This window comes from Microbacterium sp. NPDC087592, from assembly GCF_044743585.1.
GTDB lineage: Bacteria > Actinomycetota > Actinomycetes > Actinomycetales > Microbacteriaceae > Microbacterium.
The window spans coordinates 2556825-2572390 of sequence record NZ_JBIUWT010000001.1; the positions used below are offsets into that span (position 1 = coordinate 2556825).

Below are 15566 nucleotides of genomic sequence, written 5' to 3' on the forward strand. Positions count from 1 at the left end.
CCGTGGCGAAGCTCTACTTCCGCTACGGCGCGATGAACTCGGGCAAGTCGACCTCGCTGCTCCAGGCTGCCTACAACTATGAGGAGCGCGGCCAGCACGTGCTGCTGGCGAAGCCCGCGATCGACACCAAGGGGGCGTCCGAGATCGAGAGTCGGCTCGGCGTCACCCGTCCGGTCGACTTCCTGATCGGCCCCGACGACGACGCGCGAGTGCTCTTCGCGGAGCACCGTGCGCGCATGCAGCATTCGTCGGACGACGAGCTGCTCCCGGCGGGACCCACCGATGTCGCCTGCCTTCTCATCGACGAGGCGCAGTTCCTCACGCCGCCTCAGGTCGACGACCTCTTCCGCATCGCGGTGGAAGACGGCATCCCGGTGATGGCGTACGGGATCCGCAACGACTTCCTCACGCATGCTTTTCCCGGCTCCGCGCGACTGCTCGCGATCGCGCACTCGTTGGAGGAGCTCAAGACGATCTGCCGCTGTGGGCGGAAGGCCGTGTTCAACGGCCGGGTCGTCGGCGGGCGCTTCGTGTTCGACGGCGATCAGGTCGCCATCGACGAGGGGGCCATCGGGTCGGCCTCGCCGGAGCTGACGACGTACGAGTCCCTGTGCGGCACCTGCTACCTCCAGGAGTCCGGCGGACGCCTGGGCTGATCGCCCGGCACCCGGCCCGCAGCGCGTGCAGCGGGGCGATCGAGCGCGCTCGTTTGCGTGGTCTGACCACACGCGCTAACCTGTGGTCAGACCACAGGAGGACCGATGAGCGACCAGCCGGCGCGCGCCTGGCAGCTCGTGCTCGAGCACATCGAGCGCGACCTGCTCGACGGCCGACTCGGGCCCGGTGACCGTCTGCCGTCGGAGCGAGATCTCTCGACCGAGCTCGGCGTCGGCAGGTCCAGCGTCCGCGAGGCGTTCCGCGTGCTCGAGGTGATGGGACTCATCCGCACCGCGACCGGTTCCGGTCCGCAGTCCGGCGCCATCGTCATCGCCACGCCGACCGGTGGCATGTCGGCGCTGCTGCGGCTGCAGGTGGCGGCTCAGGGTTTCGCGCTGGATGATGTCGTGCGCACCCGCCTCGTCCTCGAAGACGCGGTCGTCACCGCCCTGGCCACTTCGCCCGATCGCGACACCGCACGAGCTCATGAGCTGCTCGAGGCGATGGATGCCGTCGGCCTGTCCGCCGGGGAGTTCCTCGCCCTCGACGCCCAGTTGCACCTCTCGCTTGCGGAAGCGAGCGGGAACACCGTCATCGCCGCGATGATGGCGGGCCTGCGCTCCTCGATCGAGTCCTACGTGCAGGCGGGGGTCGCGGCGATCCCGGACTGGGCGGCGATGGCGACCAGGCTCCGCGCCGAGCACCACGCACTGGTCGCCGCGATCGATGCCGCCGATGTCGAGGCTGCTCGAACCCTCGTCCGCACGCACATCACCGGCTACTACACGTCCGCGGGGCTCACCCGCGATATCCATCCCCAGAACTGAGAGGCACATCATGGTGCAGCGCCAGCTCCCCAACCCCGTCGAACTGCTCGATCTCATGAAGTTCAAGAAGCCCGAGCTCGATGGCCGCAAGCGCCGCCTCGACGCCGCGCTGACCATCGACGATCTGCGTCTGATCGCCAAGCGGCGCACTCCCAAGGCCGCGTTCGACTACACGGACGGTGCGGCCGAGGGCGAGCTCTCCCTCACCCGAGCGCGTCAGGCTTTCCAGGACGTCGAGTTCCACCCCGGCATCCTGCGTCCGGCACCCGATGTCGACACGAGCACCGAGATCCTCGGAGGTCCGTCGGCCCTGCCGTTCGGCATAGCGCCCACCGGGTTCACGCGCCTGATGCAGACCGAGGGCGAGGTCGCCGGAGCCGGTGCGGCGGCTGCCGCGGGTATCCCGTTCACACTCTCCACTCTCGGCACCACGTCGATCGAGGGCGTGAAGGCTGCGAACCCGGACGGGCGCAACTGGTTCCAGCTGTATGTGATGCGTGATCGCGAGATCTCCTACGAGCTCACCCGCCGCGCGGCCGCGGCCGGCTTCGACACCCTGCAGTTCACCGTGGACACCCCCGTCGCCGGTGCTCGTCTGCGCGACAAGCGCAACGGCTTCAGCATCCCGCCGCAGCTGACGCTCGGCACGATCATCAACGCGATCCCGCGTCCCTGGTGGTGGTTCGATTTCCTCACCACCCCCAAGCTGGAGTTCGCGTCGCTGAGCACCACCGGCGGCACAGTCGGCGAGCTGTTGGATGCGGCGATGGATCCGACGATCAGCTATGACGACCTCGCCGTCATCCGCGACATCTGGCCCGGCAAGATCGTGATCAAGGGCGTGCAGAACGTCGAGGACTCCGTGCGTCTGCGTGATGCGGGCGTCGACGGCATCGTCCTGTCGAACCACGGTGGGCGCCAACTCGACCGCGCGCCCATCCCGTTCCACCTGCTGCCCGAGGTCCGGCGGGCTGTCGGCGACGACTTCACCGTCATGATCGACACCGGGATCATGAACGGCGCCGACATCGTCGCCGCGGTCGCTCTCGGCGCCGACTTCACGCTCATCGGTCGCGCGTATCTCTACGGGCTCATGGCCGGTGGGCGCCAGGGCGTCGACCGCACGATCGCCATCCTGCGCAGCGAGATCGAACGCACGATGCGGCTGCTGGGCGTCTCTTCGCTGGCCGAGCTCGAGCCGGGTCACGTCACCCAGCTCACCCGTCTGGTGCCGGTCGCCCGCGCGAACGCCGGGGCGCGCACGCACTGATCGCGTCGGCCGCGCGGTGGTTTCGCCGTCTCAGGACTGCGGGGCCACGGCGCGCGCACGCGGCGGCCACGGGATGAGCATCGAGGTCGAGCGCTTGTACTCCGCGTAGGCCGGGTACTTGGATGCGGTGATCGACTCCGTGAAGATGGTCGACCCGATGAACAGCACCGTCAGCAGGGCGGGACCGACGATGGTCGGGTTGAGCGCCCCGCCGACGAAGCCCGCACCGCCGGCGACCGCAGCCGTCGCCCCGAGCGCGTAGAACGCCCACCACTGCGCCTGCTCGAAGAAGAAGTTCGGGTGGCGGCTGAAGCGGAACAGCCCGGTCGTCAGGAACCCCGGGGCGAGCGTGCCCCCTGCCTCCTTCTTGCGCTGGTGGAAGCGCCACTGCTGCTGATCGGCCACGGTCTCGCCGAGGAGGAACCCGAGGAACGCAGCGACGAACAGTGCATCCCACCCGGTGAGGGCTGCGGGATGCTCGGCCGCGACCAGGGCGGGCAGCGTGATGAGCACGAGCAGCGTCATCTGGTAGCCGATGATGAACAGCACGTTGAAGACCTGGAACTGCCACGGGCGCATGCGCCCGCGCAGGATCGCCCACCGGTAGTCCTCCACGCCCGTGTAGCCGCCCTTGCGCGCGAAGTTGAAGGTCAAGCGTGCGCCCCAGGCGGTCGCGAGCACCCCCATGAGTACGACACGCACGGAGCCGTCGCCGTTAGCGAAGGCGCCGGCCACGAAGATCCACACGTACACGACGGGAACGATCGACCATGCCCGATCGACCCACGAGGTGTCTCGTGTGATCAGGGAGAGGATCCAGCACACGGCGCTGGCGACCGCGGCGGTGATGACGACGATCAGCAGGGCATCCATGACGCCATGTTAGGACCAGGGGGCGGCAGAACGTCGCAGGACGCCCCCGAGGTCAGAGCGTCCGCAGGAGGCCGTCGAGCTTGTCCGCCGTGTCTTCCCAGCCGTCGACGGCCACGGACGGCACTCCGATGGCCAGGACCGGGTAGTCGTTCCCGCCCTCGTCGAGTCGGTCGCCGTAGAACAGCATCTCGGTGAGAGGGATGCCGGTGTGCTCGGCGAGCTGCCGCATCCCGAAGGCCTTGTCGATGCCGGCCTGGGTGATGTCGATGGATGTCGATCCGCCGGAGCGGACCTCGAGTCCGGGAAGGCGGGCGGCGACGGCGGCACGAAGAGCCGCGCGCTTGGTCCCCGTGGGATCCCAGTCGTGCTTCGCCTCGCGCGGCGCGCGCTGCCCCAGTGCGGAGAAAGTGATCTGCGAGCCGCGGTCCTCGAGGATCTCGCCCCAGGGCTCGGCCTCCCACAGCCCCAGGTGCTCGGCCTCTTCGCGCAGCGCCGTCAACGCGGACTGCTTGTCCTCGTCGCTGAGGTCGTGCGCATACACCGGTGTGAAGTCGGTCCCGTCGTGGCGGAGGTAGCGCGTACCGCACGTCGGCAGCAGGTGCAGGCGGGCGAGGTCGGCGGCATCCGCATCGCCCAGGCGCGAGAGCACCTGACTGCGGAACTGCGCCTCGTTGCCGCCGGAGATGATGGCAACGTCGACCGAACGCAGCAGGCTGCGCAGCAGCGCGGCGATGCGCGGGTCGATCAGCCCCTTGGAAGGGGCGAGCGTGTCATCGAGATCGAAGGCGACGAGTGTGGGCGCGGTCATGATGTCTCCAGCCTAGAAGGTGGCCGCTGGGAGGGTCGTGAAGCAAGCAGCAGTGTGCAGAGGATGGCGAACACGACGCCGACGAGCGCGCCGGTCGAGTTCGCCACGATGTCGGTGACGGTGGCGGCGCGATGGGGGAGGGCCACACGCTGCGCGGTCTCGATCCCGAGCGACAGCAGCGGCCCGACCAGCAGGGCGAGCGGCCACACCCGGCGGGGGAGCAGGACGAAGGCGAGGATGCCGACGGGCACGAACACCAGGATGTTCGCGATGATCTCGAGTCGAGTGAAGTCGAGCGAATCCCAGCCGAGGCGGTGCGCGGCGTGGAGGGTCAGATCGAGGAGATTGGGCATGACCTGCTCGACCCGAGACGGTGTGAGGGTGAGAGCCGCAAGGCCCAGGAGGAACGGGATGCCGAGAGCGAGAGCCCACACGCGGGTGAGCCGGCGCGGGGGCGGAAGCAGAGATCCCATGCTTTCCCTTCCCCTTCTGCGTGTTCCCCATACAGAGAAGGCCGCCCCTGTGGGGGGCGGCCTTCCGGTGTCACTGGTCGGGGTGACAGGATTTGAACCTGCGACCTCTTCGTCCCGAACGAAGCGCGCTACCAAGCTGCGCCACACCCCGTTTGCAACCCTCCGAGTCTACAGGGAAATGCTCCGTGCGCCGAATCGAGCCGGCGATGCTGTTCGCACTGGTGTCGGGGGCCAAGACGAAGCGACCGCATACGCAAGCTCATTGCAAGTGAGAGCAGTGGAACCGTAGATCGCCTTCGTGTCATCCGGGTCGGTGACGTACCGTGGCATGGCTGCATGCGCGAATCAATGCCACGATACGACAGGTCTGGCAGGCCTGATTAGTTCTGGGCTCCGAGAACGTAGTTCGCCCAAGCCTTGTAGGTTCCTGCGCCAAGGACTCCGTCTATCGCTCCCTTGTAGCTGTGGGCGCGGAGCATCCGCTGCAGTGCTGTCTTAGTCTGGTAACCCGGAACGCCGTCTACAGTGCCTGCGTTCCAACCGCCGGCATTGAGCATTCGCTGGAGCGCCTTCCATGACCCGTTGCCCATGACGCCATCGATTGCACCGGTGTAGCCATATGGCCGCAAGACGAATGCCTGCAGATCTTGATAGAAGCACTTGTCGGGAGTCCCGGTGCTCCAGGTATACGATCTACAGCCGTTCCACATCTTGACTGTGGTGGTCACGCCGCGATCCTGCGGGGCGGCCGCATGGGCTGGGAGTGGGATGGCGATTGCGAATGACGCGAGTACGACTGCAGTCGCGTACGAGCGCTTGAATTTCATACTTTCCTCCGGTTATTTGATGTATCCCCTTCGGTCGACGTTATCTAAGCGGGTGCGATGCGGCAATTGAAGAATATTGCGCAGTTTCGCGATGGAGCGCACCTCCGCGTGATTCAGCAGAACGCGTTGTGCCGCTTCCGCAAGTGGTAAATCGTGGCCCATGGGCCACGGGCCACGGCCTTACGCGGTGAGCGTGAGCAGCGTCGCCTCGGGGCGGCAGGCGAAGCGGACCGGCGCATAGATCGAGTGTCCGCAACCGGCGCTGACGTTGAGCGGCACCGTGCGGCCCTCGTGCGACCACGTGCTCAGTCCCTTGGCCTGCTTGAGGGGGATGTCGCAGTTGGCCACAAGGGCGCCATAGCCGGGGAGGCACACCTGGCCGCCGTGGGTGTGGCCACCGAGGATCGCGTCGGCGCCGAGATCCGTGAACCCGTTGAGCACGCGCTGGTACGGCGCGTGGGTGACGCCCAGCATCGGTGTGCCGGCGTCACGCGGACCGAGCGCGCCGATGGCGTCCGGCAGCACGTCGAGGCGGTCCCAGTCGCGGTGGGCGTCGTTCACGCCGAAGAGGTCGACCGCTGTGCCGGCGAGGGTGAGACGCGCCGCGGCGTTGTTCAGGTCGGTCCACCCGAGCTCGTCCGTGAAGTACCGGTCCATCGCCGCGGTGTCGAGGTGCTCCGGCTCAGGCTGCTTCTTGGACGGCCCGAGGAAGTAGCGCAGAGGGTTGCGGGGAGACGGAGCGGTCACGTCGTTCGATCCGTGCACGAACACCCCGGGGATGCCCGCGAGCGGGTCGAACGCGCGGCGGATGCCTTCCAAGCCGTTCGCGTGCCCGAGGTTGTCGCCGGTGTTGACGACGAGGTCCGGCTTCAGTTCGGCGAGCGAGGCCAGCCAGTCCTGCTTGCGGTGCTGCCAGGGCGCCATGTGCGCGTCCGACACGTGCAGGATACGCAAGGGGGCCGAACCGGGAGGGAGCGCGGATGCGGTCGCCTCGCGCACCGTGAACAGGTAGCGCTCGATGCCGATGCCCCAGACCGCTGCGGCCGCACCGACGGCCCCCACCGCGCCGAGCGCGATGAGGGCCGGGTGCGCAGCGCCGCGAGCGGTCACTTGCACGTCACGGTGACGGCGGTGGACTTGCTGGTCGCCGTGCCTGGTGCCGGGTCCGTGGCGGACACCACCGCGGTCGGCGGGTTGCACGAGTTGTCGATGGCGATCGACGTGAATCCCGCAGCGGTGAGCGCTGCCGACGCATCGGATCGAGACATACCGACCAGGCCGGCGGGAACGGTGGTGCCCTGGCCGTTGCTGGGCGAGATCGTGATGGTCGACCCGCCTGCGGTCTGTCCCTGCGGGTCCTGCGCGACGACGACGTTCGTGGGCTTGTCGCTGTCGACGGCGGCACCGACGGACACGCCGAAGCCCCGGCTCTTGAGAGTCGACTCCGCCTCTTCGACGGTCATGCCGACGACGTTCGGGACCTCGGTCATCACCCGTCGGGTGAGCTTGTCGTCCGGACGCGGGAAGTCCTTTCCCCCGTACACCGCGTTGGCGGCGGCCTGGGCGGCCTTGGCCAGTGGATAGCGCATGTTGTTGAGTTGGTAGTCGCCTGCCCACTTCTGGTAGATGTCCGACTGGCCCTTCCAGCGTCCTGCCCAGACGGCCGTGGCGACCTCGGTGCTGGACTCGATCATCATGGTGGACCAGCGGTCGTGCGTTCCGGTCTTGCCGATCAACGGCGTGCCGTCGAACGGGTTGGCGCGGTCGCCGGTGCCGCCGGAGCCCATGACGCCCTTGAGCGCGTAGGCGGCGGTTGCGGCGACCTCGGGCGAGATCACGCCGTCGGTGCACGATGCGGCCGGGAGCTCGCGCTCCGCGCCGTCGGGGCCGACCACGCGGTCGATCGCTCGCGGGGTGCAGTACTTGCCGCCGCTCGCGACCGTGGCGTAGGCGTTCGCCATGGCGATGGGGGAGATGTTCTTCGGGCCGAGCACGTCGTAGGGGACGTTCTCGTCGGTGACCTTCTTGCCGCTGGCGAGAGTGACACCCATCCGATCGGCAACCTGGTTGATCTCGCAGATGTCGAGCTTCGAGGCCATCGCGAAGTAGCCGCTGTTCAGTGACTGTCGCGTGAAGTCCATGACGCTCGCGGTGTATCCGCCGCCGCCGCCGAAGTTGCCGATCTCCTTGGTGTTCGCGGTCTGCGGGCTCTCGCAGACGGGGATCTTCAAGTTCGTCTGCACACGCCCGTTGAGCACCTCGTTGACGGAGTGCCCCTTCTCGAGCCAGTCGATCAGCGTGAACAGCTTGTACACCGAGCCGACCTGGAAACCGCCGGAGTTGCCGTGCTTCTGGTCGCCGGCGAAGACGAGCGAGGTCTTCCCGAGATCGTCGGTGGTGGTCTCGTCGAACTGCGTGTTCTGCGTGATCGACAGGATGCGACCGGTGCCGACCTCGATCGAGACGCCGGCAGCGCCGAAGTAGTCGTTGTCGTAGTTCGCCGGGACGATGTCGCGCATCGCCTGTGCGGCCGGATTCTGAATGTTGTAGTCCAGCGAGGTGTAGATCTTCAGGCCGCCGCGACGGAGCAGGTCGGCGCGGTCCTGGGGAGTCTTACCGAATGCTTCGTCGTCGAGCACGATCGACCGCACATACTGGCAGAAGTAGGCGTTGACGCCGGCCGCCGCGCAGCCCTGCGTGGGCTGCTTCAGCGTCGGTGTGATCTCGGACGCATCCGCCTCGTCATACTGCGCCTGGGTGATCTTGCCGTCGGCGAGCATGCGGCCCAGCACGTAGTGGCGACGGTCCTTCGTGAGCGAGTAGCCGCTGTCGGCGGTGTTCAGCGCCTCACCGGCCTCGTTCGTCGTGGTGCCCTGCGGCATGTCGATGCGGTACGTGTTGGGGTTCTGCACGATGCCGGCCAACGTCGCCGCCTGCGCGACCGTGAGCTTCGCGGCACTCGTGCTGAAGTAGTACTTCGATGCGGCTTCGATGCCGTACACCGTGCCGCCGAAGTTCGCGATGTTCAGGTATCCGAGCAGGATGTCGTTCTTGGAGAAGTCCTTCTCGACCTGGATCGCGTAGCGCATCTCCTGCAGCTTGCGTTCGATGCCCTCGTTACCGCTGGCGTTGGTCGCGTCTTCGAAGCACTTGCGCAGGTCGTCCGTGTAGGTCTCGGAGGCGCGGTCGACGTCTTGCTCGCACTCCTGGATCAGCACGTTCTTCACGTACTGCTGGCTGATCGTGGAAGCGCCTCGGCTGGAGGTGCCGCGCACGTTGTCGACGAGCGCCTTCACGGTCGCGCCGAGGTTGACGCCGCCGTGGCTGTAGAAGCTCTTGTCCTCACTGGAGAGGATGGCGTCGTACAGCACGGGGGCCACCTGCTCGTACGTGACCGGGATGCGGTTCTGCTCGTAGAAAGAGGCCAGTTCGACCGGCTTGCCGTCGGGGTCCGTGGCGTAGATCGTCGACTGCTCCATCGGTGTACCCGGGTTGAGGTTCTCGGGGAGCTGGTCGAAGAGAGTCAGTGCCTGGGCGCCGGCGAGACCGGTCATGGTGAGGACGGGCGTGACGCTGGCAGCGACCAGGAGGCCGGCGACGGCGCTCAAGCCGACGAGCCCGACGAGACCGCCGAGCACGCCTCTCACCGTGCGATTCTTTTGGGGCATACGCTTGATCGTAGGGGAGTTCCCTGAATACCACCTTTGACGAGCCGGCCCGCAATCACGGTGTCGCGCCCCGATCGACAGGAGTGCCATGACCACGTGGGAGTACCTCACCACGCCGCTGCTGATCCACAACACGGCAGCCATCCTCAACAACTGGGGCAAGCAGGGCTGGGAGCTCGTGCAGGTCGTGCAGGGTCCCGAAGGCGGTCTCGTCGCCTACCTGAAGCGTCCGGTGAACGCGGATGCCTCCGCCAACGCCGGTCTCGCCGCGGCGGAGCAGGCCGCCCGTCAGTTCGAGGGAGGCCAGGCATGAGCGTCTCCGCCCGCCTCGCCGAACTCGGCATCGAGCTGCCCGCGGTCGCCGCACCCGTCGCCGCCTACGTCCCGGCGGTCGTGCACGACGGTCTCGTCTACACCTCGGGCCAGCTCCCGTTCGTCTCCGGTGCGCTCCCTGCCGTCGGCAAGGTCGGCGCCGAGGTCTCGGCGGAAGACGCGAAGGCGTATGCGCGCACCTGTGCGTTGAACGCCCTTGCCGCGGCGGCGGATGCCGCGGGCGGCGTCGACCGCATCGGCGGAGTGCTCCGCGTGGGCGGCTTCGTCGCCTCCACCGCAGACTTCACGGGGCAGCCGGGCGTCATCAACGGCGCCAGCGAGGTCCTCGGCGAGATCTTCGGCGACGCCGGGCGTCATGCGCGTGCGGCCGTGGGTGTGGCGGAGCTTCCCCTCGGCAGCCCGGTCGAGGTCGAAGTGACCTTCATCCTCGCCTGAGCATTCGGCCATCCGGCACGTCCGTGCCGCACACGAAGAACGCGCCTCCCCGGATCGGGAAGGCGCGTTCTTCGTCTACGGGGGAGTCCTACTTGACCTGCGCCGAGATGATGCTCATCACCGCGGTGTCGGCCAGCGTCGTCGTGTCCCCGACCTCGCGGCCTTCGGCGACGTCGCGCAGCAGGCGCCGCATGATCTTGCCGGAGCGGGTCTTCGGCAGCTCGCCCACGATGTACACGTCGCGCGGGCGGGCGATCGCCCCGATCTGCTCTCCGACCCACAGGCGCAGCAGCTGCGCGAGACCTGCGGGCTCGTGCTCGGCGAGGTAGCTCTCCTTGATGATGACGAAGGCCACGACCGCCTGTCCGGTCGTCTCGTCCGACGCGCCGACCACGGCGGCCTCGGCGGTCGCTTCGTGCGCGACCAGTGACGACTCGATCTCCGCCGTGGAGAGACGGTGCCCCGAGACGTTCATGACGTCGTCGACGCGGCCGAGCAGCCACAGGTCGCCGTCCTCGTCGAGTCGGGCTCCATCACCCGCGAAGTAGTAACCCTGGTCCTCGAACTTCTCCCAGTACGTCTCGCGGTAACGCTCCGGGTCGCCCCAGATGCCGCGCAGCATGCTCGGCCAGGGCTCGGTGATCACGAGGAGTCCGCCGTTGCCGTTGCCGACCTCGACACCCTGCTCGTCGACGACATCGATGGAGATCCCCGGAAGCGGAACCTGCGCGGATCCGGGCTTGGTCTCGGTGACGCCCGGGAGGGCCGAGACCATGATCGCTCCGGTCTCGGTCTGCCACCACGTGTCGACGATCGGCGTCTTGCCGGCGCCGATGACCTCGCGGTACCACATCCACGCCTCGGGGTTGATGGGCTCACCCACCGAACCGAGCAGTCGCAGCGACGACAGGTCGAACTTCTTCGGCACGCTGCGGCCGATCTTCATGAACGAACGGATCGCCGTCGGCGCGGTGTAGAAGATCGAGACCTTGTACTTCTCGATGATCTCCCACCAGCGGCCGGGGTGCGGAGCGTCCGGCGTGCCTTCGTAGAGCACCTGGGTCGCGCCGTTCGCGAGCGGACCGTAGGTGACGTAGCTGTGTCCGGTGATCCATCCGATGTCGGCCGTGCACCAGAAGACGTCGGTCTCCGGATGCAGGTCGAACACGTACTTGTGCGAGTACGCGACCTGGGTGAGGTAACCGCCCGAGGTGTGCAGGATGCCCTTGGGCTTCCCGGTGGTGCCCGACGTGTAGAGGATGAACAGCGGGTTCTCCGCGGGGAAGGCCTGGGCCGTGTGCTCGGCGGACGCCGCGGGAACCACGTCGTGCCACCACAGGTCGCGTCCCTCGACCCAGTCCACCTCGTTCTCGCCGCGTCGGACCACCAAGACATGCTCGACGGTCTGCTGCTCGCCATCGCCGCGGTCGGCGAGCGCCTGATCCACCGCCGGCTTCAAAGCGGACACCCGGCCCTTGCGGTAGCCGCCGTCAGCGGTGATGACGAGCTTCGCTCCGGCGTCGTCGATGCGTGAACGGAGGCTGTCGGCGCTGAATCCGCCGAACACGACGGAGTGGATCGCACCGACGCGGGCGACGGCGAGCATCGAGGCGATCGCCTCGGGGATCATGGGCAGATAGATCGCGACGCGGTCGCCCTGGCCGATGCCGAGCCCTTCGAGGACGTTGGCGACCCGCTTGACCTCTGCGGTCAGCTCGGCGTAGGTGATGCGCCGGGAATCCCCGGGCTCACCCTCCCAGTGCAGAGCGACCCGGTCGCCGTTGCCCTCTTCGACGTGCCGGTCGAGGCAGTTGTACGCCACGTTCAGCTCGCCGTCGTCGAACCACTTCGCGAACGGCGGGTTCGTCCAGTCGAGAACCTGCGTGAACGGCTTGTGCCAGTGCACCAGGTCGCGGGACTGCTCGCCCCAGAACGCCTCGCGATCGGCAGCGGCGCGCTCGTAGAGTTCGGGCGATGAGATGGTCTGGGTGACGAATTCCTCCGACGGTGCGAACCGCCGGGTCTCGTCGAGAAGGTGGTCGATCTGGCTGCTCATCGGCAGGCGCTCCTTTGCGGCATTCGGGTCGTTCGAACCTGGCCGTGGGGGTGGACGGCGCGGTCAGGGTGAATCTATCCGCGGGGCCACACATCGCATACTGCCGAAAGTCGGTAGTCGCACCGGTTTTGTCAGGACGGTTGCCTTGCGTACACTCGACGACAGCCGAAATCTCATTCCGGCCTTGGCATGCCCGATTCCCCCAATCGTGCATCGCCGTGGGCGGCATCTCATTCCCCCCGTGAGATGCCGCCCATTCCGTTGGGAGCGCTCCCGTTCTCGGCGCCCCGACCCCGTCCGTCTCCTGCACCGGTCGGCGACTGCGACTCTTCTGCACAGCGCCTGAGCCGCGGTGGCGTATCCGATCGCTCGCGCCGTCCCGGCCGCCTACCTTCGCGGTATGCCCGATTCCTTCGTCATCCAGCCCCGTGGTGCGGCACCGGTGACGGGCGCGATGGATGCCGCTCCCGAGCCGCTGCGTCTCGACCCCGCCTTCGGTCCGCTCATCGCCCACATCGACGACGCCGTCACCGATGTCTTCGTCAACGGCCCGGCGGGTCTGTTCGTCGACCGAGGCAGCGGCGCCGATCCTGTGAGCGGATGGCGGGCGTCGGAGCGGGAGGTCCGCGACCTCGCCGTCGCCCTCGTCGGTCTCGGCGGGCGCCATCTCGATGACCAGGCTCCGTGCGTCGACGTCCGTCTCGATTCCGGCATCCGCGTGCATGCCGTCCTCGCTCCGGTGTCCACGATGGGCACCGCGCTCTCGATCCGCATCCCTCGGGTGCGGGCGGCCGACCTCGAGGCGCTCGCTGCGCTCGGCTCCTTCGGCGCACGTCAGCAGGCCTGGCTCCTCGGGCTGGTGGCCGAACGGGCCAACATCCTCATCACCGGCGGCACCGGAACGGGCAAGACGACGCTCCTGTCCGCGCTGCTCTCCGAGGTCCCAGCGACCGAGCGCATCGTCACGATCGAAGATGTCGCAGAGCTCCGTCCGCGCCACCCGCATCACGTCGCCCTCGAGGCGCGTCAGGCGAATGTCGAGGGAGCGGGAGGGATCACGCTGGCTCGGCTGGTGCGCGAGTCACTGCGGATGCGGCCGGACCGTCTGGTGGTGGGCGAATGCCGCGGGGAAGAGGTCCGAGAGCTGCTCACCGCGCTCAACACCGGACACGACGGTGGCGCCGGCACGATGCACGCCAGCGGGCTCCGCGATGTGCCGGCCCGGCTCGAGGCCCTCGGTGCGCTGGCCGGGATGGATGCAGTCGCCCTCGCGCGGCAGGCGGTGAGTGCGTTCACGGTGGTGCTGCATCTCGACCGTGCTCCCGGGGGCGTCCGTCGGATCCGGCAGGCCGGACGACTCGTGATGGCGGGCGACCGGTTGGATATCGAGGAGGTCACGCCGTGGTGATCCGGCGACGCCCTGCGCCCCCTGCGAGTGAGACGGGGGCGAGCGATGCCGCGACCTCGGTGCAGACCCTGGCCGTCCTGCTGCAGGCGGGAGCGGTGCCGGTCGTCGCCTGGCGGCACCTCGCCGACATCGGCGACCCGCATGCGCTGGCCGTGACCGAGCGGGTGGAGGGAGGCGTTCCCCTGCTCGACGCCATCGAGGCCGAGGGTGGGGCCTGGGTCGACCTCGCGGCCGCATGGGAGATCGCCACCACGGTCGGTGCCCCGCTTGCCGAGGTGCTCCGGATCATCGCCGAATCTCTGCGCGACGCCGCGTCCGCCGCCGACGATGTGCGCATCGCACTCGCCGAGCCCGCGGGAACAGCGCGCCTGCTGCTGTGGATGCCGCTCGCGGGACTTCTTCTCGGGTTCGCGCTCGGCTTCGACACCGTCGGCGTCATCGTCGGCAATCCGCTCGGTGCCGCCTGCGTGGTCGCGGGCCTTCTCCTCGTGCTCGCAGCTCGGCTGTGGACGCGGCGGCTGCTCCGCCGCGCTGCGCCCGAGCCGGGCACGCCCGGGATGCGAGCCGAACTGGTGGCCGTCGCGCTCGCCGGGGGCGCCTCCATCGACCGCGCCCTCCGTCTGGTCGCCGAGAGCTCGGCCGGCGGGGGGACCGAGGAGGGCATCCGATCCGTGCTCGAGCTGTCCCGTGCAGCCGGCGTGCCCGCGGTGGAGCTCCTTCGAGCGTCCGCAGCGCAGGATCGGCATGCCGCGCGGGTGCACGGCCGCCTGCGTGCGGCGAAGCTCTCGACACGACTGCTCATCCCGCTCGGTGTGTGCACCCTGCCCGCGTTCCTCCTGCTCGGTGTGGCGCCGATGCTGCTCAGCGTCCTGGCCTCGACACCGCTGCCCCTGTGAGTGACGTGCCGAGTGACCCGCTGAGATCGACCAACCGATGCGAAGGCATCACAGAGAAAGAGGTACATCATGATCCGCATCCCCCGACTCGACCGGCGCCGCGCGGCTGCGCTGTTCGGCGACGACACCGGCGCGGCCACGGCCGAATACGCGATCACCACGATGGCCGCCGTGGCGTTCGCAGGGCTCCTGGTCGTCATCATGCGATCCGACGAGGTTCGCGGCATCCTGACGGATCTCGTCCGGCGAGCCCTCACCGTGTCCTGATGCGCCCCCGGAGGAGCGGCGCCGGTCGCGCCGGGGCGGGGGAGCGAGGCTCCGTCGCCGCAGAACTCGCTCTCGGGCTGCCCGCCGTGGTGCTGGCGCTCCTGCTCGGTGCGGGCGCGCTCGGCGCGGCATCGCGCCAGGTGGCGCTGCAGGACGCATCGGCGGATGCGGCACGTCTCCTCGGCCGCGGCGAGGGGGCGGACGCCGCCCAGCGCGTGGTGGGCACGGCCGTCCCCGGCGCAGGGATCTCGTCTTCGCACTCGGGTGACCTCGTGTGCGTCACGGCAACCTTCGAGGCCTCGATCGGCGCGCTGGTGCGGCTGCCCCTCCGGGCTTCGAGCTGCGCGCTCGACGGAGGCCGCTGATGGCGGGCACGGCGGTGGCCGCGGGGGTCCTGGTGGTCGCCGCTGCGCTGTCTCTCGGGCTGGCCGCCGTCGGCGGAGCGGCGGTGACGGCGCAGCGCGCGGCCGGGGCGGCCGATGCCGCGGCGCTCGCCGCAGCCGATGCCGCGAACGGTGCCGTGCCGACCGCAGCGGAGCCGTGTGCGCTCGCCGCGCGGGTCGCGGAGGCGGCGGGCGCGGCGCTCACCGGCTGCTCTCTCGAGGGCTTCGTGGCGACCGTGGAGGTGCAGGCGGCGTACGCTGGACTCGCAGCCGTCTCCCGAGCCCGTGCCGGGCCACCCGAGGGACAGTGACGGCCGTGCGACCTCACTCACTGTGAACGACCCCACACAGTGGTGTGTATGGTGTGCTTCGAAGAAAGGACGCA

The 15566-nt window shown here is 68.6% G+C and carries 17 protein-coding genes and 1 tRNA gene; 10 read left to right on the plus strand and 8 right to left on the minus strand.

Annotated elements, in window-relative coordinates; all coding sequences use genetic code 11:
• Positions 1-2: 2 nt before the first annotated feature.
• The 3 genes from ACIOTO_RS12355 (at position 3) to ACIOTO_RS12365 (ending at position 2754) form a co-directional block, all read left to right on the plus strand.
• The gene (locus ACIOTO_RS12355; RefSeq protein WP_262001271.1) at positions 3-656 is read left to right on the plus strand and encodes a thymidine kinase; all 654 of its coding nucleotides are present in this window, start codon (positions 3-5) and stop codon (positions 654-656) included.
• A gap of 105 nt (positions 657-761) precedes the next feature.
• Entirely contained in the window at positions 762-1484 is a 723-nt protein-coding gene (locus ACIOTO_RS12360) for a FadR/GntR family transcriptional regulator (protein ID WP_400858013.1), read from the plus strand.
• A gap of 10 nt (positions 1485-1494) precedes the next feature.
• Positions 1495-2754 carry an alpha-hydroxy acid oxidase gene (locus tag ACIOTO_RS12365; protein WP_262001269.1) on the plus strand — a complete coding sequence of 420 codons (1260 nt, stop codon included), beginning with the start codon at positions 1495-1497 and terminating at the stop codon, positions 2752-2754.
• Between the two features lie 30 nt (positions 2755-2784).
• Here the strand turns inward: ACIOTO_RS12365 and ACIOTO_RS12370 are convergent, their stop codons facing one another.
• The 7 genes from ACIOTO_RS12370 to ACIOTO_RS12400 all read right to left on the minus strand — a co-directional run bounded on the left by ACIOTO_RS12370 (position 2785) and on the right by ACIOTO_RS12400 (position 9382).
• The gene (locus tag ACIOTO_RS12370; RefSeq protein ID WP_400858014.1) at positions 2785-3627 is read right to left on the minus strand and encodes a DUF1295 domain-containing protein; all 843 of its coding nucleotides are present in this window, start codon (positions 3625-3627) and stop codon (positions 2785-2787) included.
• 52 nt (positions 3628-3679) lie between these two features.
• Positions 3680-4435, minus strand: a complete 756-nt coding sequence (locus ACIOTO_RS12375) for an HAD-IIB family hydrolase (protein WP_372469196.1) — start codon at positions 4433-4435, stop codon at positions 3680-3682.
• Positions 4432-4908, minus strand: a complete 477-nt coding sequence (locus ACIOTO_RS12380) for a VanZ family protein (RefSeq protein WP_400858015.1) — start codon at positions 4906-4908, stop codon at positions 4432-4434. The genes ACIOTO_RS12375 and ACIOTO_RS12380 overlap by 4 nt, the downstream gene beginning before the upstream one ends.
• Positions 4909-4982: 74 nt before the next feature.
• A tRNA-Pro gene (locus ACIOTO_RS12385) sits at positions 4983-5059 on the minus strand.
• A gap of 229 nt (positions 5060-5288) precedes the next feature.
• Positions 5289-5636, minus strand: coding sequence for a peptidoglycan-binding protein (locus tag ACIOTO_RS12390; protein WP_400858016.1), 348 nt, complete (start codon positions 5634-5636; stop codon positions 5289-5291).
• 279 nt (positions 5637-5915) lie between these two features.
• Positions 5916-6845 carry a metallophosphoesterase gene (locus tag ACIOTO_RS12395; protein WP_400858017.1) on the minus strand — a complete coding sequence of 310 codons (930 nt, stop codon included), beginning with the start codon at positions 6843-6845 and terminating at the stop codon, positions 5916-5918.
• The gene (locus ACIOTO_RS12400) at positions 6842-9382 is read right to left on the minus strand and encodes a transglycosylase domain-containing protein (RefSeq protein WP_400858018.1); all 2541 of its coding nucleotides are present in this window, start codon (positions 9380-9382) and stop codon (positions 6842-6844) included. The genes ACIOTO_RS12395 and ACIOTO_RS12400 overlap by 4 nt, the downstream gene beginning before the upstream one ends.
• 109 nt (positions 9383-9491) lie before the next feature.
• Here ACIOTO_RS12400 and ACIOTO_RS12405 point away from each other — a divergent pair, with 109 nt between their 5' ends.
• Both ACIOTO_RS12405 and ACIOTO_RS12410 read left to right on the plus strand, forming a co-directional pair.
• Positions 9492-9716: a hypothetical protein gene (locus ACIOTO_RS12405; protein ID WP_029261050.1), complete on the plus strand. Its 225-nt coding sequence runs from the start codon at positions 9492-9494 to the stop codon at positions 9714-9716.
• Positions 9713-10171: a RidA family protein gene (locus tag ACIOTO_RS12410; RefSeq protein ID WP_400858019.1), complete on the plus strand. Its 459-nt coding sequence runs from the start codon at positions 9713-9715 to the stop codon at positions 10169-10171. Before ACIOTO_RS12405 ends, ACIOTO_RS12410 begins: the two co-directional genes overlap by 4 nt.
• An 88-nt stretch (positions 10172-10259) precedes the next feature.
• Here ACIOTO_RS12410 and acs read toward each other — a convergent pair whose 3' ends face one another.
• Positions 10260-12227, minus strand: a complete 1968-nt coding sequence (gene acs / locus ACIOTO_RS12415; protein WP_400858020.1) for an acetate--CoA ligase — start codon at positions 12225-12227, stop codon at positions 10260-10262.
• Between the two features lie 400 nt (positions 12228-12627).
• On the opposite strand from acs, the gene ACIOTO_RS12420 reads away from it, so the two are divergent.
• From ACIOTO_RS12420 to ACIOTO_RS12440, 5 genes are all read left to right on the plus strand, one after another.
• Positions 12628-13635, plus strand: coding sequence for a TadA family conjugal transfer-associated ATPase (locus ACIOTO_RS12420; RefSeq protein WP_029261054.1), 1008 nt, complete (start codon positions 12628-12630; stop codon positions 13633-13635).
• A complete protein-coding gene (locus ACIOTO_RS12425; RefSeq protein WP_029261055.1) occupies positions 13629-14531 on the plus strand; it encodes a type II secretion system F family protein in 903 nt (300 codons plus the stop codon). The genes ACIOTO_RS12420 and ACIOTO_RS12425 overlap by 7 nt, the downstream gene beginning before the upstream one ends.
• A 69-nt stretch (positions 14532-14600) precedes the next feature.
• Complete coding sequence (locus ACIOTO_RS12430; protein WP_029261056.1) at positions 14601-14798, plus strand: DUF4244 domain-containing protein; 198 nt, start codon at positions 14601-14603, stop codon at positions 14796-14798.
• On the plus strand, positions 14798-15163 hold the full coding sequence (locus ACIOTO_RS12435) for a TadE family type IV pilus minor pilin (protein ID WP_136025903.1): 366 nt from the start codon (positions 14798-14800) through the stop codon (positions 15161-15163). Before ACIOTO_RS12430 ends, ACIOTO_RS12435 begins: the two co-directional genes overlap by 1 nt.
• Complete coding sequence (locus ACIOTO_RS12440) at positions 15163-15492, plus strand: helicase (RefSeq protein ID WP_262001261.1); 330 nt, start codon at positions 15163-15165, stop codon at positions 15490-15492. Before ACIOTO_RS12435 ends, ACIOTO_RS12440 begins: the two co-directional genes overlap by 1 nt.
• Positions 15493-15566 lie beyond the last annotated feature (74 nt).